Origin of the sequence: Candidatus Methanodesulfokora washburnensis, assembly GCF_003947435.1 — an archaeon.
Classification (GTDB): Archaea; Korarchaeota; Korarchaeia; order Korarchaeales; family Korarchaeaceae; genus Methanodesulfokora; species Methanodesulfokora washburnensis.
This window is the reverse complement of record NZ_RCOS01000167.1, coordinates 13,745-32,838: the sequence shown is the minus strand read 5'-3', so window position 1 is coordinate 32,838 and position 19,094 is coordinate 13,745. Positions and strand designations below refer to the sequence as shown.

The 19,094-nt window shown below is 42.8% G+C and carries 21 protein-coding genes; 8 read left to right on the top strand and 13 right to left on the bottom strand.

Annotated elements, in window-relative coordinates; genetic code table 11:
- Nucleotides 1–122: 122 nt before the first annotated feature.
- Genes D6D85_RS14575 through D6D85_RS16580 form a run of 3 tightly spaced genes read right to left on the bottom strand, consistent with a single transcriptional unit; the run spans nucleotide 123 to nucleotide 1,740 of the window.
- The gene (locus D6D85_RS14575) at nucleotides 123–467 is read right to left on the bottom strand and encodes a NifB/NifX family molybdenum-iron cluster-binding protein (RefSeq protein WP_125672765.1); all 345 of its coding nucleotides are present in this window, start codon (nucleotides 465–467) and stop codon (nucleotides 123–125) included.
- A 44-nt stretch (nucleotides 468–511) separates the two neighbouring features.
- On the bottom strand, nucleotides 512–1,552 hold the full coding sequence (locus D6D85_RS14570) for a M42 family metallopeptidase (RefSeq protein WP_125672764.1): 1,041 nt from the start codon (nucleotides 1,550–1,552) through the stop codon (nucleotides 512–514).
- A gap of 32 nt (nucleotides 1,553–1,584) precedes the next feature.
- Nucleotides 1,585–1,740, bottom strand: a complete 156-nt coding sequence (locus D6D85_RS16580; protein WP_161969916.1) for a hypothetical protein — start codon at nucleotides 1,738–1,740, stop codon at nucleotides 1,585–1,587.
- Between the two features lie 57 nt (nucleotides 1,741–1,797).
- Between D6D85_RS16580 and D6D85_RS14565 the strand changes: the two genes are divergently transcribed.
- Entirely contained in the window at nucleotides 1,798–2,019 is a 222-nt protein-coding gene (locus D6D85_RS14565) for a hypothetical protein (RefSeq protein ID WP_125672763.1), read from the top strand.
- A 153-nt stretch (nucleotides 2,020–2,172) separates the two neighbouring features.
- Here the strand turns inward: D6D85_RS14565 and D6D85_RS14560 are convergent, their stop codons facing one another.
- Both D6D85_RS14560 and D6D85_RS14555 read right to left on the bottom strand, forming a co-directional pair.
- Nucleotides 2,173–2,487, bottom strand: coding sequence for a hypothetical protein (locus D6D85_RS14560; RefSeq protein WP_125672762.1), 315 nt, complete (start codon nucleotides 2,485–2,487; stop codon nucleotides 2,173–2,175).
- 58 nt (nucleotides 2,488–2,545) lie between these two features.
- Entirely contained in the window at nucleotides 2,546–3,454 is a 909-nt protein-coding gene (locus tag D6D85_RS14555; RefSeq protein ID WP_125672761.1) for a hypothetical protein, read from the bottom strand.
- Between the two features lie 78 nt (nucleotides 3,455–3,532).
- Here D6D85_RS14555 and D6D85_RS14550 point away from each other — a divergent pair, with 78 nt between their 5' ends.
- Complete coding sequence (locus D6D85_RS14550; RefSeq protein ID WP_125672760.1) at nucleotides 3,533–3,727, top strand: hypothetical protein; 195 nt, start codon at nucleotides 3,533–3,535, stop codon at nucleotides 3,725–3,727.
- A 60-nt stretch (nucleotides 3,728–3,787) separates the two neighbouring features.
- Here D6D85_RS14550 and D6D85_RS14545 read toward each other — a convergent pair whose 3' ends face one another.
- The 4 genes from D6D85_RS14545 to moaA form a co-directional block, all read right to left on the bottom strand.
- Entirely contained in the window at nucleotides 3,788–3,994 is a 207-nt protein-coding gene (locus tag D6D85_RS14545; RefSeq protein ID WP_125672759.1) for a hypothetical protein, read from the bottom strand.
- Nucleotides 3,982–4,356 carry a hypothetical protein gene (locus D6D85_RS14540; protein WP_125672758.1) on the bottom strand — a complete coding sequence of 125 codons (375 nt, stop codon included), beginning with the start codon at nucleotides 4,354–4,356 and terminating at the stop codon, nucleotides 3,982–3,984. The genes D6D85_RS14545 and D6D85_RS14540 overlap by 13 nt, the downstream gene beginning before the upstream one ends.
- 102 nt (nucleotides 4,357–4,458) lie before the next feature.
- A complete protein-coding gene (gene moaC / locus D6D85_RS14535) occupies nucleotides 4,459–4,920 on the bottom strand; it encodes a cyclic pyranopterin monophosphate synthase MoaC (protein WP_237558871.1) in 462 nt (153 codons plus the stop codon).
- Between the two features lie 4 nt (nucleotides 4,921–4,924).
- Nucleotides 4,925–5,821 (bottom strand): GTP 3',8-cyclase MoaA, encoded by an 897-nt coding sequence (gene moaA, locus D6D85_RS14530; RefSeq protein ID WP_125672757.1) that lies wholly within the window; start codon nucleotides 5,819–5,821, stop codon nucleotides 4,925–4,927.
- A 99-nt stretch (nucleotides 5,822–5,920) separates the two neighbouring features.
- On the opposite strand from moaA, the gene D6D85_RS14525 reads away from it, so the two are divergent.
- The 5 genes from D6D85_RS14525 to D6D85_RS14505 all read left to right on the top strand — a co-directional run bounded on the left by D6D85_RS14525 (nucleotide 5,921) and on the right by D6D85_RS14505 (nucleotide 11,717).
- Nucleotides 5,921–7,354 (top strand): menaquinone biosynthesis decarboxylase, encoded by a 1,434-nt coding sequence (locus D6D85_RS14525; RefSeq protein WP_125672756.1) that lies wholly within the window; start codon nucleotides 5,921–5,923, stop codon nucleotides 7,352–7,354.
- Between the two features lie 393 nt (nucleotides 7,355–7,747).
- Complete coding sequence (locus D6D85_RS14520) at nucleotides 7,748–8,152, top strand: 4Fe-4S binding protein (RefSeq protein WP_237558870.1); 405 nt, start codon at nucleotides 7,748–7,750, stop codon at nucleotides 8,150–8,152.
- Nucleotides 8,152–9,897, top strand: a complete 1,746-nt coding sequence (locus tag D6D85_RS14515) for an aldehyde ferredoxin oxidoreductase N-terminal domain-containing protein (RefSeq protein ID WP_125672755.1) — start codon at nucleotides 8,152–8,154, stop codon at nucleotides 9,895–9,897. The genes D6D85_RS14520 and D6D85_RS14515 overlap by 1 nt, the downstream gene beginning before the upstream one ends.
- Before the next feature lie 57 nt (nucleotides 9,898–9,954).
- Nucleotides 9,955–11,298 (top strand): PKD domain-containing protein, encoded by a 1,344-nt coding sequence (locus D6D85_RS14510; RefSeq protein ID WP_161969915.1) that lies wholly within the window; start codon nucleotides 9,955–9,957, stop codon nucleotides 11,296–11,298.
- A gap of 68 nt (nucleotides 11,299–11,366) precedes the next feature.
- Nucleotides 11,367–11,717: a hypothetical protein gene (locus tag D6D85_RS14505; protein WP_125672753.1), complete on the top strand. Its 351-nt coding sequence runs from the start codon at nucleotides 11,367–11,369 to the stop codon at nucleotides 11,715–11,717.
- Here the strand turns inward: D6D85_RS14505 and D6D85_RS14500 are convergent.
- The 4 genes from D6D85_RS14500 to D6D85_RS14485 all read right to left on the bottom strand — a co-directional run bounded on the left by D6D85_RS14500 (nucleotide 11,686) and on the right by D6D85_RS14485 (nucleotide 17,333).
- The gene (locus tag D6D85_RS14500) at nucleotides 11,686–12,375 is read right to left on the bottom strand and encodes a hypothetical protein (RefSeq protein ID WP_125672752.1); all 690 of its coding nucleotides are present in this window, start codon (nucleotides 12,373–12,375) and stop codon (nucleotides 11,686–11,688) included. The genes D6D85_RS14505 and D6D85_RS14500 overlap by 32 nt on opposite strands.
- Nucleotides 12,376–12,634: 259 nt before the next feature.
- On the bottom strand, nucleotides 12,635–13,276 hold the full coding sequence (locus D6D85_RS14495; RefSeq protein WP_125672751.1) for an ABC transporter ATP-binding protein: 642 nt from the start codon (nucleotides 13,274–13,276) through the stop codon (nucleotides 12,635–12,637).
- A 49-nt stretch (nucleotides 13,277–13,325) separates the two neighbouring features.
- The gene (gene rgy / locus D6D85_RS14490) at nucleotides 13,326–16,517 is read right to left on the bottom strand and encodes a reverse gyrase (RefSeq protein ID WP_161969914.1); all 3,192 of its coding nucleotides are present in this window, start codon (nucleotides 16,515–16,517) and stop codon (nucleotides 13,326–13,328) included.
- Nucleotides 16,518–16,691: 174 nt separating this feature from the next.
- Nucleotides 16,692–17,333 (bottom strand): hypothetical protein, encoded by a 642-nt coding sequence (locus tag D6D85_RS14485; protein ID WP_125672749.1) that lies wholly within the window; start codon nucleotides 17,331–17,333, stop codon nucleotides 16,692–16,694.
- 91 nt (nucleotides 17,334–17,424) lie between these two features.
- Between D6D85_RS14485 and D6D85_RS14480 the strand changes: the two genes are divergently transcribed.
- Nucleotides 17,425–19,092, top strand: a complete 1,668-nt coding sequence (locus tag D6D85_RS14480; RefSeq protein WP_125672748.1) for an AAA family ATPase — start codon at nucleotides 17,425–17,427, stop codon at nucleotides 19,090–19,092.
- The last annotated feature ends 2 nt before the right edge of the window (nucleotides 19,093–19,094 follow it).

Genomic DNA, 19,094 nt, shown 5'->3' with positions numbered 1-19,094 from the left:
GCCTTAACGAGAGGCATGGGATGGGGGAGCTGTGAGCCCCCCGAACCAGCAGATGAGGGGAAAGGCGCAAAGCCTGCTCTAAACGCTGGAAGCTCCCGACTTTAGTCGTGGAGCAGCTCACCTCAACGAACTCCCTTTAAGTATTTATCTATAATATCCTTGACAGTTTTTCCCTCGATTACCTGAAAACCTATCTCCCAGTCCATTAGTTTCTCAACGACGGAAGAACTGCATGGTTTTGAGGAAATCAGGATATCTATCCTCTTGCTTTTAAGCCAAGATGCGAGGCTTATTTCTCTACTAGGAATCAAAAGAGAAGATATGGGGTTCCTCACTACCTCCACTAGCTTAGCTTCCTTATCCCTTACCTCTATTATTGCCATAAAAGGGGATCCAAGTGGTCTGGGATGAACTTCTGAATCCAGTCCTTCATCAGACCATGTGGGTATAGCAAGTCTCACTGACATATGGTGGGCATCCTCGGCAAATTTAAATACTTTTTTATTCACGCTCAAATTTTCATAGAAACTGAATACTCAACCAGAAGCCTAGCTAAATTGAACATATCCCTGAGATCCACCATCTCAACGCCGCTATGCATATACCTATTGGGTACTGAAACAAGACCTGTCTTAACTCCTCCTCTAGCTATCTGAATTGCCCATGCATCTGTTCCTGCTCCTCTTGGATCTGCCTCTCTCTGATACATTATCCCATGCTTCTCAGCAATCTCTATGAGGGATTCCGTTATCTCTCTGTGATATATCGGACCTATAGATATAACAGGACCTTTTCCAAGCTCTACGAAGGCTATTTCCTTTGTTTCAGGGGATTTTGCATGAGTCACGTCCACAATTACTGCTACATCAGGCTTTAACTCGTATCCTATCATGCTTGCGCCCCTTAATCCTATCTCCTCCTGTACTGTTGCCACAAAGTAGACAGATATGTCTCCTAGCTCATTTTTCCTAGTGGCAAGCATTCTTGCTGCATATATTATTGAAGCTAAGCCTGCCTTATCGTCCATGCCTGAGCCTATAACTCTGTGCTTTCCTATTAATTCCGGCTCCGAGTGAAGCGCTATATAATCTCCCACTCTAACACCAGCTTCTTCAGCTTCTTTTTTGCTATCAACACCTATATCTATCACAAGTTCCTTGAAATCTATCTTCTTCTCCTTTTCCTTCATAAGATGAGGAGGAATAGTTCCTATAACTCCTCTTATGCTTCCTTTTGAAGTTATCACAGTGACCTTGCTTCCGTAAGCTACTCTTGCGTCCCAGCCTCCTATCGGCGAGAATTTAAGATAGCCCGATTCATCTATACTTGTAACGATAAAACCTATTTGATCTACATGGGCTGCAAAGAGAAGTCTTTTCTTTCCTGCCGGATTTATCACAGCCACACTATTATCCCATGAAGTTGTCCAAAAATCATCCACATAGCCGGATAGAAGTTCCTTAATGGTTTCTCTTGCATTCTGCTCATATCCTGTAACAGTAGGAACTGAGGCAAGCTTTCTTAGTATATCGAATATATCTTCATGTTCCATAAGGCTTGCTGTTGACAATGAGGATAAAAATATTACTCTTCACTTGTAGAATTCTCCTCCTCTAGCTCTCCATATATCGGTCCCCTGTAGCCACAATCAGGGCAAAACCACTCCTCTGGGGTAAGCCATCCGGATAAAGGTGATATCTTCATTATCCTCTTGCTTCCGCATACAGGACATACTTTCAATGCAATTACCTCTCAAAAATATCTGAATTTTCCTGCTTAAAAATATTGCTTCCAAGTATGGACGGTGATGTTATGAGGAGGAAGGGAGTGAGCGGAACTGTCGAGCAAGCTCTTCTGCTGATTCTCACAATAGCTCTCTTTCTCAGTATAATAGCAGCTCCTATCATGAATGTTGTCTCAATATTCGAGCAAGCCCCATCAAAACTCTGGAATGGTACAGTTTCAGCAGTGAAATGGCTTGATGAAACAGTTGCCAAAATATTTGGAATAAATGGCTGACTAAATTCGCTTACCTCTTTTTTGCTTATCAAAGCACTGACTTTCGTTGTTTTATTTAATGGAAACCTAAATTAACATACGCCCTATTCTATCTGATATCCCCAGTTGGTATTTCCAGTCTCTCCACTTTTAGCTTCCGCTAAAGGTAGGAACTTATGGTCCCAGCAGCAGTTCTAGTATTATCAGGAGTATTATTCCAGAGATTATAAGCTTCTTTCCCTTATAACTGAATAGATCGCTTGCCCATAACACTGCACCTATTGCAATGAGGGCCCCTCCAAGCACTCTTCCAATTGTCAGTGCAGCATCCTTTATCGCGTTTATCATCGCCACTATTGCATTGACCATGTTTCTAACTGCCTCGCTAAATCTCCTGTTGAAGTCATCTAATGCACCATTTTCCGCTGAAGTTGCAGGAGATCTTATGATAATTAACGTCATTAACAGAATCACGATCCATCTTCTCATGAAATTTCCTTCTCTGAATAGATTTTCCATGGAAAACGGGGAAATTAAGGGAAAAGTTTTATTTTGGCTGTATAAAAGCTTCTAGTCCAGTTTCTGGAGGTTCTGCTTCGGTTGAATTCGTGTTTCCTGGTATTTTTGAAAGCTCACCATCGAGGTAAACTTGCCATATAATCTTAAAGTTCTCTGAGATACCCCTCTTCGATCCACCATAATAGTAAAGGGTTATGTCCTCTTGTTCTACTATCGCATTGACTCTATATATTAGAATATATTTATATAAATAAACTCTATTATAAATCATCTCTACATTATATATTAAATTTAGACTACAGTTCCTAGCTGCTATCCTTGCATTGTCCAGAGATATCTCTAGTTCATCTCTGTATCGCTTTATCGCATTGCTCACCCATTTTTCAAGTTCTTTGGTGTCATTGAACTCTGCGCTCTCCTCAAAGGATGAGTTTCTTGGGAGCAGTTCAGCAACTTTGTCGAAACAAATTTTTCTATAAGGGTGACATATATTTATTATATAGCTTCTTTTTCCTGAAATGCCTGTCATCTTGCTACCAATTCTCAGCTGTACTTCTGTGCTTACTCCAATGGAGTTGGGATCCGAGGCTCCATCAAAAATAGCATTTAGCGTGCCATTTACCCCATTACAAGTTCCCATTTTTATCAGATATTCTATATCAGCCTCCATGCCCTTTCTATCTAGGTCTCTTTTAAGCTCAGAAATGAAATCATTCAGATCAATTGTCAGATTTTTAGACCTATTTAGCAAGAGTTTATCCAGGTAAAGCCTTTCAAAGATCACCAATCTAGCTGGGAAGGTCTCTATCTCAGCATGCACTTCCTCTTGAGATATCCTATACACTACTCCTCTGCTATCCAACGGATAGAGATCGGGAAGTTTTATCAGGGTTGTTATGACTATTATCCCCGCTAGAATGAACAGAAGTTCCTTCATGGCCATCCACCAGTTATGTAAATCCTTCCTCCTGGAATAGGCTGAACTATCGCATAGCAGCTGCGAGCTGTACAGCTCATGTTCAGCTTAGATGTAATATTTCTAATGCTATATGATACATTTTTGACAGATGATATAGCAAGGCATTTTGCCCTTCCCTCCGAGAAAGATGGAATAAACCAGACATCTGATGCATTAAGACCCACAAACAGGAGCATAAAGAGAATAAGGATCAGAATAAGGTATCTCAACAAGGCAGGATCGCCTCCATAATTATGAGGAAAGCTAATACTATAAATATAGTTGTTAAGATGAAATAAGAAAGGTAGTCGTTCACTCCTCCTCACCTTTTGGGGGCTCGAAACTGCCATCTAATCCATATTTCTGGTTTATAGAGGTTATTAACGCTTTCCAGAAGTCTAATTTTCTGTGATATAGATCCTCCCTAATGCTGATCGCATTATTTAACAGGGATATTATGGAGACAACCAAGATTACAGTCATGAGAAGGAGAAGAGCCTCCTTCATCACCCTCTCCATCCTATTATCACCTCTCCCTCCCTCCATTCTGCTGTTAGAAGTCCATTGCCTCCAATTTCTAGATCAAAGTCCCTTATTTTCACAGGAAAACAGTGATACAGGCTTTCATTTCCAGCAGATACCAAAACACAGCTATCCCCCTTCACCTCTACTCTGCATGGGAGGTTTATCTGAACTTCTCCTCTACCTCCTCCAGAGGAGATGGATACTGCTTCCTCAAGAGCATAGAGAGCTGCCCTTATGCATTTCCTCTCCTTATATTCCTCTATAGATATCAAGATCTCCTTGACAGTGCTTGCTGAGAGAAGTAGGATCATAAGCCCTAAGGATATTATTAGGGCAGTAGACACCACCTGATGCATCTCATCACCACTAGAATTAGCGCAGCAAGAGGGCTAATTCTACAGATAGATAACAAAAACAACAACTCAATTACGTGCACAACTCTTAATTTTCTGGAAGATTTAGCCCAATTGCTTTGAAAAAGTTCGGATATCTTTTCTCTTCTCCAGCACCGATATATCATAGATTACTGTTGATGGATACTGCCCCATCTCATCTTTCTCGTATTTCTTCACCATGTCCCATATATTGAGAAGGGCAGCTGAAACACCGGAAAGGGCTTCCATCTCAACTCCCGTTTTTGCAATAGCTTTTACCTCAACCTCTACTTCTACATAGTTTTCCTTCAATTTTACCTCAACATTAACATTTTCTATCGGTATTGGATGGCACAGCTGTACTATCTCAGGCGTCTTCTTCACCGCCTGTATAGCGGCTAACTTAGCAACTGTTATGACATCTCCCTTTTCTATTTTCCCCTCAACTATCCTCTTTATCGTGCTCTCTTTTAGTTTTATCCTTCCCCTTGCCCTTGCAATCCTCACAATGGGCTCCTTCTCCGATATATCCACCATTTTAACCATGATATCACCCCTTATAGAAGGGCTCCCTCCTGCTTACAGCAAGAAAGAAGAGGGAATCTATCTCCTTTCCCCCTCTCAATTTATCCAAAAAGGGAACTAAGTTATCCTTTCTGAAAAGACAGGGTTTAAACATTCCATCTGGAGTTATCCTCATTCTAGTACAGTGCATGCAGAAATCCGGATTTCTATAAGCTTTTACTAGCTCAACTTCGACTCCATCGACTTCATATATTGGACGATCATGCAAATCCTTTCTTCCCTTTAACCTGCCTATTTTATTGAGTTCTTCCTCTATTTCATCAAGAGAAACATGATATCCTCTCATAAGCTCCTCATCTCCCTCAAGCTCTATTATCTGCAGGGAAGCATTTCTCTCCTTTGCAAACTTAATTAGCTCATCTAGTTTCTCTTCATCATTCACTCCTTTTAAAATAACCCTATTTATCTTCACTCCTAGGCCAACTTTGATAGCCTCATCCACTCCATCTATCACCCTATGAAGCCCGTCGATGCCAGTTATTCTTCTGTAGGCATCGGGATTTAACGAGTGAATGCTTACATTTACCCTGTTCAAGCCGGATTTTTTCAGACTACTGGCTCTCTCCTTGAGCAGATATCCATTTGTCACTAGGCTTATGTCTTCTATTCCATCAACTTCCGCTATTCTCCTCACTATCTCCTCGAGATCCCTCCTTAAAAGTGGCTCTCCGCCTGTTATCTTCACCTTCTTCACTCCATATTTTGCACAAACTCTGACCACTTTTTCTATTTCCTCCGGACTCATCAGCTTATTTGTTGATTCTATTCCCTCTTTATGGCAGAAAAAACAGTTATAGTTACATTCATAGTTCACAGAGATCCTAAGGCTTGTGACAGGCCTACCAAACTTGTCAACAACCATCCAGATCTCTTATCAGAAGATCGGATAAACTTTTTTATCATACTTTGGGAACACAATAATGCGAAGAAGAGCTTATCTTTTTGCATTTCTAAGTGCCTTATGCACAAAGATCTGAGGGAGTATATCCTAGCCCTTGAGGAGAGAGGCCTACTTAAGAGAGTCAAAGTGGAAGTTGATCCCGATCTGGAGATAGCAGAAATCCTTAGAAGGCAGATGTATAGAGGAGGGGAGGCAGTTCTCTTTGAGAGAATAAAGGGGTATGAAAGATGGAGAATTGTGGGGAACATATTTGGAGGAATGAAATTCTTTGAGGTTGCATTTGACCAACCACTCGAGAAGATAGGGGAGAGATTGTTAAGGCTTGTGGAGGTAATGCCCTCAAGTTTTCTGGAGAAACTCAGGATGATAGGGGAGATAGCCAGCTTTTCCAGCATGCTTCCCAAAACTGTGGGAAAAGGACCTGTTGAAGAAGTGGTAGTGGAAAATCCATCTTTTAACATGATACCTGCCCTGAGAACATGGCCCAAGGATGCCGGAAGATATCTCACATTCCCTCTAGTCTTTTCAGTCGATCCGAAGACAGGGGTGCACGATATAGGAGTTTATAGAGTTCAAATAATAGATGACAAAAGAGCTGTTATGCACTGGCAGATACACAAGAGAGGGAGCATGTTTCTCGATCATTATAGAGAATTAGGTGAGAAAGAGATGCCAGTTGCGATAGTGATAGGAGCAGATCCAGCTACTACTTTTACAGGGGTTGCACCCGTCCCATATCCAATAGACAAGCTTCTTTTTGCTGGTATTTTGGCAGGAAAGGGAATAGAAGTTATAAAGACTGAGAATGACATAATGGTTCCAGCAAGAGCTGAGGTAGTTCTACTTGGAAAGGTGAATGCGGGTGAGCTCGTGCCAGAGGGCCCATTTGGGGATCACTGGGGATATTACACTCCACCTGATCTCTTTCCAGTCTTTCATCTGGAGAAGATCATGATGAGGGAAGACCCAATATATCATGCCACAGTTGTGGGGAAGCCTGCCTTAGAGGACGCATGGCTTGGAAAAGCTGTTGAGAGGATGTTTCTTCCGATAATAAGGATGATCCTTCCGGAAGTTGTTGACATAAACCTCCCACCACATGGATTATTTCAAGGAATGGCAATAGTTTCCATAAAGAAGAGATTTCCAGGTCATGCAAAGAAGGTGATGATGGGGCTCTGGGGCTTGGATCAGTTCAGCCTAACCAGAATTATAATAGTGGTGGATCATGATGTGAACGTAAATGACATGAATGAAGTGATATATGCTATATCCTCCACTGTGGATCCCCAGAGAGATGTTGTCATAATCCCGAGGACACATGTCGATCAGATAGATCACACAACTCCTATACCTGGGTATGGAAGTAAGATGGGCATAGATGCCACAAGAAAACTGAGAGAAGAGTATGGAGGGGATTGGCCTGAGGAGGTCTCTGTTGATGAGAGAACAAAGGAACTGGTTGATAGGAGATGGAGGGAGTATGGTCTCTAGCTAGATCCAAGAAGATTTTTCAGGGAGAGGAAAATTAAAAATGTATACGAGGTTTATAAGGATAGAGCAAAGTCATCTAGCTTCCTTTTCTATACTGATGCATTAATAGCAAAAATACTGAGTGTATAGCAATTCTTTGGGCAACTCTCGTTTTTGGCCTAAGAACAGCTTCCATGATTTAATGACGTTGATAAAGAGTTGGATGCAGAAATCCTAGAACATATAAAGACCTCCTACGCAACATTGTTGCGATTGTTTAAGAGATACAGCTCTAGTATTCAATCTCATGGTTCCATTCTCGTCAACATTGAGCTAAGTATCATATTTATTTAAATAGAATCACTGAATATTTATATCAAAGAATTATTAATATGGACCCCGTTACTACTTCCGATGATAAGAAGAATAGCCGTGCCGGATACGGAAAGATGCGTGGGATGTCAGATATGTATGTACGCATGTAGCATGAGATATGGCGATGGAGGCTTAGAGAGATCGGCCTTGATAGTTAAAAGCCTAGGAGGCTTTGAGAGAGGATTTGCCGTAGTCGTGTGCAGAGCGTGTGAAGACCCTCCATGTGCCGCTTCCTGTCCGGAGGGCGCTCTTATTGTTAGGGAGCATGGAGGAGTCAGGCTATTGAGCTCAAAGTGCACGGGTTGTATGATATGTATTAGTGCATGCTCCTTGGGAGCGATTTTCTGGGACAGAGAAAAGGGAAAACCGATAGTATGCACCTATTGTGGTATATGCGCTAAGCACTGTCCTCATAATGTGCTTATAGTTGAGGAGGTGTCCTGATGGATGATTCCCTTTTTAGAGTCCTGAAGATAGATTTGAGCAAGATGGATTTCTCTGTTGAGATAAGAAAGGAGCTGTTTTTGAGATATCTAGGTGGAGTGGGGGTAGGTGTAAAACTTTTTGAGGAAGAATTGGATAAAAATTCAGATCCTCTCGGTCCAGGAAATGTAATAGTGTTAGCTGTGGGTGCAATGACAGCTCTTTATCCATTTGCCTCAAAAACCGTTGCTATATTCAGGTCTCCTCTAACTGGGAATTATGGGGAAAGTCATGCTGGAGGTAGATCGGCTGCTGCAATAAGGATGGCAGGCTATGGAGCCATAGTAATAAAAGGAGCAGCGGATCATCCAGTATATCTCGATATAGACGAGGAGAGCGTGAGGTTCAGGGATGCAAGAGCTCTCTGGGGCATGAAGACGGACATAACTGGAAGAGTGATAAGGGAAAGAGCAGGAAAAGAGGGATTTAGGTCGATAATAAGGATAGGTCCGGCTGGAGAAAGGCTCATAAGGTATTCTTCTGCTGTAGTTGAAACATATAGACACTTTGGAAGGCTTGGAATTGGGGCTGTAATGGGATCAAAAAAGCTGAAGGCAATTGTTATATCCGGCAGAAGGACGATAAAAGTGGAGGACAAAGTAGGATATCGCAGGATATATGAGAAGATCTTCAGCGAATCTAAGGGGGAGTTCATGAAGAAATACCACGATCTAGGGACTCCCATGAATGTAATGCCTCTGAATGAAATAGGAGCTCTTCCAACAATGAATCTCAAGCATAACAGGTTTGATAAAGCTTATGATATAAGTGGTGAGTCCATAGCATCAAAAAGATTGGGGAGGAGGCTCGCCTGCTCTCATTGCCCAACTGCATGCATACACATAGCTGCTCTCAGGGAGCCATATGAGGAGGAACCCTACTTCTATAAAACAGAGTTTGTCAGCTACGATTATGAGCCCATATACGCACTTGGATCAATGCTTGGCATAGGGGATGTGGATGGACTTTTAAAACTCATAAAAGAGGTTGATAGACTCGGTTTAGATGCTATAAGCACAGGAGTTGTCCTGTCTTGGGCAACAGAGGCTCTTGAAAGAGGGATACTGAGAAAGGAGGATGTTATAGTCGACCTCAAGTGGGGGGATTATGAGAAATATATAGAGGCTGTAAACCTCATAGTTAAAGGAGAAAATGAATTTTATAAATATATGGGCCTCGGGGTGGAAGCAGTAGCTGCTAAATACGGTGGACTTGATTTTGCACTTTCCTTTGGAGGAAACGAAATGGCAGGATATCACACAGGTCCAGCAGCATATGCAACAAATATAACAGGCGCAAGGCACAGTCATCTGGATTCCGCAGGTTACTCCCTTGATCAGGAGATGCTGAAAGAGGGAAAGATGTTATCACCAGCCGATATAGCAATAAAGCTGTTTGAAGAGGAATCATGGAGACAAGTGCTCTGCAGTCTTGTGGTCTGTCTATTCTCAAGGAAGATATACAAGCCTGATGTGGTGAGGGAGTGTCTGGAACCGCTGGGTTTGAGGCTCAGTGAGGAGAATCTTGTTGAAATTGGAAGGGAGATCCTGATAAGTAAGAATAAGATAAAAGAAGATCTGGGGTTTTCATTTGATAGAATTAGGTTGCCAAGGAGGATATTTGAGATAGATACTCCGCTGGGAAGGCTTGATGAGGGGAAGCTGATGGAAATCGTCAGAAAGTTCAGAGAACTATTGAAGTCGTGATACGATACGACTAGATATGAACCCATGTTTATAAGCTCGCAGAGGGATTGGCTGAGGATGAGATTGTACATCATAATGCTCGCATTGCTCCTTTTAAATGTAGTGTTCATTCATGCAGAGAACTGGAGATGTCCGTTTTACAATCAGCCGCCTGTTGTATCGATAACGAATATCACTATATCCCAAGATGGATATACCGTCACATTTACGTTACATGCATATGATCCTGAAGGAGATCCCATTGTAGCATGGTTCTTCGATTATGGTGATAACACAGTGGAGAACAGGACAGGATCTCCGCCCAGCAAGTTATCCCATAAATACAGCAATCTTGGTTATTACACGGTTTTGTTTAAAGCAGAGGACAGCTATGGAGCTTGGTCCTCGCCATACGTTTATACTGTGAATGTTTTTCCAAATTCAGCGCCTCCCTATGCAGTGATAGACTATGTTGGTCCAAATCCTGCTGTTCTTGGCTCTTCCATCATATTTTCGGGCCACGGGGTGGATCCCCTTGGAAAGAAAATAGTCTCTTGGGTTTGGGATTTTGGAGATGGATCTAAAGATCAGGGAACGGGTTTTTTAGCAAACTCTACTCACAAATATTCAAAGGAAGGAGTTTATGTTGCAAGACTTACATTCAAGAATGAGGATAACCTCTTGTCGACAGCAGCTGTTGTCACAGTGAAAGTATATGTCCCCGGAACCGAGACCAATGTGCCACCTAAAATAGAAGGTGTAAGCGTAAAGCCATCAAATCCTCTTGTTGGGCAGAACATCACTTTTTCCGTCTCAGCAACAGATCCGGATGATGACATAATTGCAGCAGAATGGAGCATGGGGGATGGCACATACCTCTCAGGTTTCTCTGTAAGACACAGTTATGTTCAGGCAGGCGAGTATGTCGTGACAGTCAGAGTCAGGGATTCGAGAGGAGCCATCTCATCTTATTCCACGAGAGTGCAAGTATCTGGAAACAGACCTCCTAATGCGACAATTTTAGAGATTAATGTTAATGGAATGAGCGTAGAGCTCAGGGGGATGGGTTCTGATCCTGATGGGCAAGTTGTGGCCTTCTCTGTTGACTGGGGAGATGGAACAGCCGATAACGGGAGCCTTAAGGGAAATGGAGTCCCTGTAAAGATTAATCATGTCTACAAGGAGGGAGGAAGTTATATCATAAGATTTAAAGTCAGAGATGACTTAGGCAGTTGGTCCTCCGATGAGATGAGGCAGATAAAAATAGAGAGCGGGAGAGGAATTCAACCCAGTTATTCGGTAGCTGCCATAATAGCTGCTGCCGGAATCGGAACTATTCTACTGAAGATAGTCTTAAATAGGAGGGGTATCAGAAGGATAAAATTAAGTAACAGGAAAAGACATAAGAAGAAACTGGGTTAGTTATCACCATTAAACAAAAAATTATTACTTTAGATAAGTTTTTTAAATATCTCCCTTAGTGTCTCTCAATGGATCTATCCGAGGTATTCAACTTACTATTTAGCAAAGGGATTAATGTAAAAAAGAATGCCAAGGTAAGGGGATTATCCGGTGTTCATCACGAGTTCGATGCGATGGTCGACGAGAAGGTCGGGATAATTGTGACAGGGGGAGGAATATCGCCTGAGGATTCCCTCAGAATTGTGCTGAAAAAGATGGATACAGGACTGAAAATCATAGTTCTCTCTCCAAATCCTCTTCCTGAGAGTCAGAGATATATTTTGGAGGAGATGGATGTGCAAGTAGTGGAAGGAAGCGACCAGGAAAGGGTTGTTGAAACCATAATGTTCATATTGCGGCAATTAGATCAAGGGAGATGAGACCATCCTTCTCCTCCGATACCACAACATTGACATCGATATCCTTTCCAAAAGCTTTTCTGGCCCAGTTTTCCGCGTCTTTCAGCTGAGATTCGTCTTCCACCTTAACAACTAGATTTATTATCTCATATTTCAGTAGGGAAAAGCTATCAATTACCTCCTTGGCTGCGCTCTCTATATCAGCTAGCTGTTTGCTGAGCGGGGAGCCAGCCATCTCCATCCTTGGCTTTAAGTCATATATATAGAGAAAACCGCCTTTCATCTCTATATTCGTCCCTCTTTCCACTTTGTATCTCTGAGCTAGAAGTCTTCTTCTTAATGCTCTCTTGCTATAGTCTTCCATTGTCTTTTTAAGTACAGACTCAGCCCATCTCCTTCCTACGGGGATAGCTATAGCCATTGATATTATGACAGATATTATCCATGCGATGAGAATGGACTTCACCATGGTCTGCCAGTCAACATTCAAAAGCAGGGTAGGATTCCCAGCTATGAGGAAAACCTCATAGAGGAAATACCCAAGGACAACAGCAGTTGATATTCCAAGGAATATCTCCATTGTCAGATCTGTGTAATGCTTTCTTGTGTTTCTTATCATCTCCTCCTTTACCTTGCTTATGGCCCATTCCTCTTCCCATTCTGGCTGGACTGTCATCATTTGACACTCCCCACGGCTAAAGCCGGGAGATTCCCGGTTTGTCAGCCTGAGGCCTCATCCTACCGAGTTCAGGGCTGTGTCAAGACCAGGGCACTATGCCCTACCAGCCCCTGCTATGGGCATATAGCCCATAGCCCGCATGGAGCGACCCGCTCGACATAATTGTCATGGGCGGATATTTAAACCTATCGACAGTTCATCCCACGGTTAAAACCGTGGGCTTTCTTGTCGATTTTCTGTAAATTCTGCTTGAAGGAGCTTAAAAAGATTCCACTAAAATCTCCCTTGACACTCTGGCAGGCCTTGGGGTGAGGATCAGCACTCTATTGGCCAGCATGTTCACCTCTTCCATGTTATGGGTGACCAGTATCATTGTTATTCTCGGCTTCAACTTAATTAACGTGAGGAAAAGGCTTTTTCTAGAATCTATATCGAGACCTGTGAATGGCTCATCGAGCAGAAGAACATCAGGTTTTATTGCTAAAGCCCTAGCTATGGCTGCTTTTCTAGCAGTCCCTCCGCTCACTTTCCATGGGTTCATTTCCAAGTACTCCTTTATCCCCATTATATCAGCTACTTCCTCAACAACGAAATTTCTCTCCTTCTCTGGCATTCCAGAGAACTTTAATCCAAGTCCTATGTTATATCTCAAACTTCTCCAAGGAAGTAGAAGGTTTTCCTGAGGCACCATGGAAACTCTTCCTCTAACCTCTATTACCCCTTGATCTGGCTCTATAAGTCCAGCTATCATTCTCAAAATAGTGGTTTTTCCAGCTCCATTTGGCCCGACAATAGCCAAAGTTTCCCCTTTTCTAACTGAGAAACTCACTTCATCCACTACTGGCTCGTTATCGAAGCTCTTTTTCAGGGACTTAACAGCTATCATCAAATCGCTTTCCACATATCACCTGAACAGTGATGTTATTAAAAAGGATTGAGGAAAGCTCATGCTATTTAGAGCTCTTTCTGTTCCTTATCTCATGGAAAAGCTCCTTTAATAATTGCTGATAATCCATATTACCGCTCTCAACTTCATCCATCTTCTTCTCCAGAAGAGCAGTTCTCTGCTCATCAACAAGCTCTTTATAGTTGTTCACTAGGTATGAGTGAACCTTCTCCCCGAGGCTTGTTGAGTACAGTTTTCCATTTCTCTCCACTGCATAACCTCTCATGAGTATCTTCCCTATAATAGTGGAGTATGTAGAGGGCCTCCCTATCTTCTTTTCTTTCATAATAGAGACTATATCTCCTTGAGAGTAAAGGGGGACCTTTGGCTTCCTTATATGTCTGACCTCCACTTCCATCTCCTCGGGCAGCTGTTTCCTTATTTTTATTACTTTGTAATAATCTGTCCAGCCGGGATCTACAACAGAGGTATACCTCTCCTCCTCGAATTCCCTTCCTTCTATACGAATAACATACTTTCTCTTGACAAATTTGGCTTCCCTCGCCTGCGATGCCATAAATCTGTTAAATATAAGATCATATATTCTGAGATGATCTCTGCTCAACTTGACTTGAATTACTCCCTCTCTCGACAACTGGATTATGTCAGAGGAAGTCAGAGGCCTAGTTGGCCTTATACACTCATGCGCCCCCTCGCTGCTCCACACTCTAGGCCTGAAGTTCTCCCGAAGGAACTGCTCAGCAACTCTTAAACCTGCATCAGAGACCCTTATGCTATCAGTTCTATGATAAGTTATAAGACCTGTCTCAAACAGATCCTGGGCTATCTGCATTACAAGATCGGAGGACATCTTAAACATTCTATTGGCTTCCTTTAACAGCTCCCCAGTGCTAAAGGGTGGTGGTGGAGCAATTGTTTCTAAGCTCTCGGACACTGTGGAAACAAAGGCCTTAAACCTTCCCTCATCAAGGACCTCTCCCTCCACTGATATGACAAAATCATCCCCAGAAATCACAGTGAACTTTGTTTTCTTCTTGTGCTCATTCGTCCTATCTATGATCCATCCAAGGACTGGAGTTTGAGCTCTTCCTGCCGAGAGATTCTTCCTCCTAAACTTCTCCTGCACTTCTTGGCTCAGCTCAAATCCTATCCACCTATCCTCAATTCTTCTTATAACCTGAGCCTTGACCCTGTTCTCATCTATATCCTTGCTCTCAGCTATCGCCTTCATTATAGCCTTCTTTGTAACCTCATGGAACTCAGCTCTCTTTACGTTTCCCTTTATCCTGCTTATCATCTGATAAAGATCCCAAGCAATCTTCTCTCCCTCTGTATCTGGATCAGTTCCTATGAGAACTCTCTCTGATTCAGCTGCAAGCCTCAATATCAGGTTTATAGTGCTTCTTGAATCAGTTATGTCGCTTGATCCACATAGGGGACATGCCTGCAGATCTGTAAATTGATGACCACATTTTCTACACCTTTTTATCGTGGTGTATACTGGGATGAACTCATCCCCTTCGCACAAAACCCCATGAAATCCTTCTTTTGTGGTCAGATCAACTAGGTGTCCGAGGGTGGCAACTATAGTGAGAACCTCAGTTCCTGTGGAGGTCTCATAGACGACAGCTCCATCGTAGTATCTTCTCGATGGCTTTCCGAAGAACTTAGATATAGTTCTTGCCTTGTTCGGGCTCTCCACTATGAAAAGTATGTGTTTAAGTATCTCTTTTTTCTCCTCCTTCTTGCGAGCTCTGTCCTCATCTATCTCCTTTCTTAAGGAACTGAGGTCAACTGAGCCTATATCCACAAAATCTATGTCATAAGCAGAAGCTCTCCTCACAAAAAAGTCGAGAAGCTCATCCTCCATCAGGAAGGATGCGCCTTTTGTCAATCCTCCTGGCCTGAGCCTTGAGCTTCTTCCAGATCCCTGTATATATGTGAGCATATCAGGTATGCAGAGGAAGGCTTCTCCATCCCTGAACAGCACATTCTCTATCTTAGGACTTGAGCTGAGAAAATCAGATAAAATCTCCTTGGCTCTTCTAATTTTCTCCTCATCTGGGTTTAGCTTAAGCTGTCTAGAGAGAACCAGTGCCTCTCTTCCGAGTATTCCTGAGAGGGATGCCAAAGCTATTGAGAGTACTCCTGGGGATATTTCCTCTAGATTGCTGATGCTTATCTCATACATGGGAGCGCCATAGAATACGGTGTATCTCACCTCTGGTATGTCTATTCCCCTCACAAGCACACCATAGGGCTTTGCAGCTCCTATCAGGACATCAGTTTCTCCCTTTCTGAATCTCTCCAGCATGTCCGGATCAGATCCTCTTGCGATTTCAGCAGATATTCCCTCGTTTTCGAGAAGCTCGGCTACTCTCTCTGCTTCCTCCATTCTCCTGAGAAAGATAAGTCCTCCTTTCCTTCCCATTTTTCTTATGATATCAATAAGGGAGCCTGTCTCCTTCTTGTTCACGGAGATATCAACTACATTTCTCAGTTTTCCCTCTCTTATAGCTCCAACATCGAAGTTTAGAAGATATCTGAGAAGTGAAGTCTTCTTTCCTGCTTTTCCAGTAGCGCTTGCCATGAATATTATTCCTTTCTCTCCTTCTGCAGGAATTTTCTCCCTTATCTCTTCCTGGCTGAATCCCAAGAGGAGGAGCACTTTCTCCAGGTTTCTGGATGCTTTCATCATAGAGTCCACATCATCAACAAATATGAACCCGAATTTCTTGTCTTTTATAAGATCAAAATTTCTAGCCAAAAACTGGTTTGTCGTAATGAGTACGTCGAACTCCCCCTTGCTTATTGAATCAAGAATATCTCTTCTTCCGGAGGCATAGCTTAGTATCTCTAGGTTCAAGCCAGCTCTTTCCGAGAACTTTTTAGACAGATCTTCTGCTTGATTTACCAGAAGAAGAGTCGGAAAGATTAGATAAGATTTGCTATTTCTGGCGAAGAAGAGGGAAGAGACTATTCCTAGGACCGTCTTTCCAGTGCCTGTCGGGGCTATTGCTGCGAAGCTTTCCCCTCTAACAAGCCTCCTAGCCCAAACTTTCTGTATCTCAGATGCCTCAAATCCAGTGCATTTCCTGAAGAACTCCATGAATTCCTCCGCTCTTCTCAAATCCTCCATGAGATCAGAGGAAAGAGTGCACTTACAGGACTCAGCATAGGTGTATAGGTCCTCGTTGCATCCAGGGCACAGGCCTAAGAACTTAGCCTTGAGCACAGGGATCGGCCTCCTTCCGATATAAAAACCACCTCTCAGTATTAAAAATTTTAAGAGCATACTTTCCTCATTGGTTTACAAAAAGGAAAGTGACTTTACAAAGCAATTTCAGCTTTGTAGAGAAAACAGATTATGCACGCACAATATTGCAAATAGCATTTAAAGGTTTTACAGCTAGCTGCTTCTTATTATGAAAGGAAATATTTCATTAAAAATATAATCCACTAGATCCCTATCGCTTATCTTGGAAAAGGCTGTTATGACGCAGTCTCTGGTTATCCCTAGGACAAAGCCATGTTTCCTCTCCCTGAACACCACATAATATATCTTTCCATGCTTAAGGCCCTCCTGATATGCGGATGAGCTTGAAAGAGCACTTCCATATAGTGAAAGCTTGTTTACATTTGGTAGGTCAACTTGATCAAAAAACACAACACTCGTTGCCTCCGGATCCTCCTCATGTAGCTTTCTAAGGAACTCATCGGGCAGAGATGCCTTCAATATTTTTCCAGGGGATAGAAACAGTATTCTGCTCATCAAATCTGCTATCCTATTTGCCCTTCTCTTCTTATCCAGCACCGCTAGAACATCCCTCTTTATAAAGAATCCGGTTGTCTTAGTCGATATCTCATAGTGCAACTCATTCCTTCTCATTATTGGAACCAGAAGATCGTAGCTAATGCTTCCCCATATGCCATCCTTCCACTTCTCTAAGCCGGACACCTCCTGTCTCAGCGTGAACACCTTTTCCCCTACCTCCTTCTCAATGTTCTCCTTCCATCCCTTCAGCTTCTCAACCAGAGTATCTGTTCTCATGGGTTCCTCCAATCTAAATAACTTACATGCGAGGACCATATGATTAAATGATAGACAAATCTTTAAGGTTTTACTCTCATTCTGGGATGTAATGAGCTACATAAAGGAAGTGATCCTCGAGAACTTCATGTCGCATGAATACTCCAGGATAAGGCTGAGAAAAGGATTAAACTTGATAATAGGGCCAAATGGAGCGGGAAAATCATCGATAGTAGTGGGGATATCTGTGGCTTTGGGACAGACTTATACAGAACGGGCTAGAAGGCTTAGAGATCTGATAAGGAGAGGGAGGGAAATAGCAAGAGTGAGCGTGATATTTGACAACACTCCTCTTGACGGAAAAAGGCCAATTCCATTCAGCAGGATAGATGAGTGGAAGATATCTAGGTACATAAGGGCAGATGGCTCCTACTGGTTTGAGGTAGATGGAAGAACGACAGAGAAAGCGGAGGTTGTTTATATGCTCTCAAAACTTGGAATAAATCCGGATAACATGGCTGTGTTCATGCATCAGGGGATGATAGAGGAATTTCTATCCCTAAAACCAAATCAGATATTGCAACAGGTTGAAGAAGCAGCTGGTCTCCACGATTACAGAAGAAGAGTTGTTGAAGCTGTGGAAAAGCTGAGGGGAATTGAGAAGGAGGAGAAAGAGATATCAAATTTGATGAAAAGAGCGGAAGAAACACTGTCATTCTGGAGAAGGGAGTACGAAAAATGGAATGAGAGAAAGCAGCTTCTGCTTCACAGGGATGAGCTTATCAGAAGGATCTCATGGGCTAAGTTCAGAAAAGCACTCTTTTCATTCAAGGAGGTGGAGAAGATGTATAAGGAGAGGGAGAGCGAGATAAAAAAGGTTGAAGCTGAGGTTGAGGAGGAGAGGAAAAGAAGAGATAAGACAAAAGAGATGCTTGATAAGGAGTGGTCCAGCCCAAAAATAGATGCTGAAAGCATAAGAAGGCTGGAAATGGAGCTGGTGGAGCATTCTGTGGCCGAGGCTGTGGGAAGAGTTAGGCTGGAGTACATGACTTTGGAGCTAAAAAGAGTGAAAAATAAGATGGAGGAAGCAAGAAAATTGCTGGAGGAAGCAAGATCATCAACTATAGGGGAGGATACAGGGGATGAGGACCCCAAAGAGCTGGAGGAGGAGCTTCAATATGTAAAAGCGAGAATAGCAGCTCTCTCCGATGTATCAGAGGAAACAGGTGAGATGTATGCCAAATACCTTGCTGAATACAATGATCTGAAGGAGAAGCTTCTTGCAGTCCAGAGAAATAAGGAAGAGGTTCTGAAAGAGTTTGACAAGAGGATGGAGATGTGGAAAGCTAGAGTTAGGGAGCTTATCGATCTGGTGAACGAGAGATATAAGAGGGTGATGGAAAAACTTGGAGGATATGGGGAGGTGAGGCTCAGGGATCTGGATGACATAGACAGAGCTGGAGTTGAGATACTGGCTTCTTTCGGCGGATCCCCCCTCCCAGTGGATTCCCTTTCTCAGAGCGGAGGGGAGAGATCTGCATCGATTGTGAGCTTTCTCTTAGCCCTTCAGGGAAGCATCAGATCTCCAATAAGAGTGGTGGATGAGTTCGACGTTCACATGGACCCCCATATAAGGGAGAGGATACTGAGGGAGTTTGTTGAGATCATTGGAGAGGAGGGACAGAGCATAGTGATAACACCCGGTATGATACCGAACCTCAGAGCTCATGTTATAGTTGTGCAGAAAGTATCAGGGGTGAGCGTTCACAAGGAGGTATAAGG

Bases quoted from the DNA above. Each gene is read 5' to 3' on its own strand.
- D6D85_RS14555 (WP_125672761.1), bottom strand. From the start codon at position 3,454: ATGAAGGAACTTCTGTTCATTCTAGCGGGGATAATAGTCATAACAACC.
- D6D85_RS14505 (WP_125672753.1), top strand. From the start codon at position 11,367: ATGGATCTATCCGAGGTATTCAACTTACTATTTAGCAAAGGGATTAAT.
- D6D85_RS14485 (WP_125672749.1), bottom strand. From the start codon at position 17,333: ATGAGAACAGATACTCTGGTTGAGAAGCTGAAGGGATGGAAGGAGAAC.
- D6D85_RS14575 (WP_125672765.1), bottom strand. From the start codon at position 467: ATGTCAGTGAGACTTGCTATACCCACATGGTCTGATGAAGGACTGGAT.
- moaC (WP_237558871.1), bottom strand. From the start codon at position 4,920: ATGGTTAAAATGGTGGATATATCGGAGAAGGAGCCCATTGTGAGGATT.
- D6D85_RS14525 (WP_125672756.1), top strand. From the start codon at position 5,921: ATGCACAAAGATCTGAGGGAGTATATCCTAGCCCTTGAGGAGAGAGGC.
- D6D85_RS14540 (WP_125672758.1), bottom strand. From the start codon at position 4,356: ATGCATCAGGTGGTGTCTACTGCCCTAATAATATCCTTAGGGCTTATG.
- D6D85_RS14515 (WP_125672755.1), top strand. From the start codon at position 8,152: ATGGATGATTCCCTTTTTAGAGTCCTGAAGATAGATTTGAGCAAGATG.
- moaA (WP_125672757.1), bottom strand. From the start codon at position 5,821: ATGGTTGTTGACAAGTTTGGTAGGCCTGTCACAAGCCTTAGGATCTCT.
- D6D85_RS14545 (WP_125672759.1), bottom strand. From the start codon at position 3,994: ATGGAGAGGGTGATGAAGGAGGCTCTTCTCCTTCTCATGACTGTAATC.
- D6D85_RS14570 (WP_125672764.1), bottom strand. From the start codon at position 1,552: ATGGAACATGAAGATATATTCGATATACTAAGAAAGCTTGCCTCAGTT.
- D6D85_RS14500 (WP_125672752.1), bottom strand. From the start codon at position 12,375: ATGATGACAGTCCAGCCAGAATGGGAAGAGGAATGGGCCATAAGCAAG.
- D6D85_RS14565 (WP_125672763.1), top strand. From the start codon at position 1,798: ATGGACGGTGATGTTATGAGGAGGAAGGGAGTGAGCGGAACTGTCGAG.
- D6D85_RS14560 (WP_125672762.1), bottom strand. From the start codon at position 2,487: ATGAGAAGATGGATCGTGATTCTGTTAATGACGTTAATTATCATAAGA.
- D6D85_RS14480 (WP_125672748.1), top strand. From the start codon at position 17,425: ATGAGCTACATAAAGGAAGTGATCCTCGAGAACTTCATGTCGCATGAA.
- D6D85_RS14510 (WP_161969915.1), top strand. From the start codon at position 9,955: ATGAGATTGTACATCATAATGCTCGCATTGCTCCTTTTAAATGTAGTG.
- D6D85_RS14520 (WP_237558870.1), top strand. From the start codon at position 7,748: ATGATAAGAAGAATAGCCGTGCCGGATACGGAAAGATGCGTGGGATGT.
- D6D85_RS14550 (WP_125672760.1), top strand. From the start codon at position 3,533: ATGTTCAGCTTAGATGTAATATTTCTAATGCTATATGATACATTTTTG.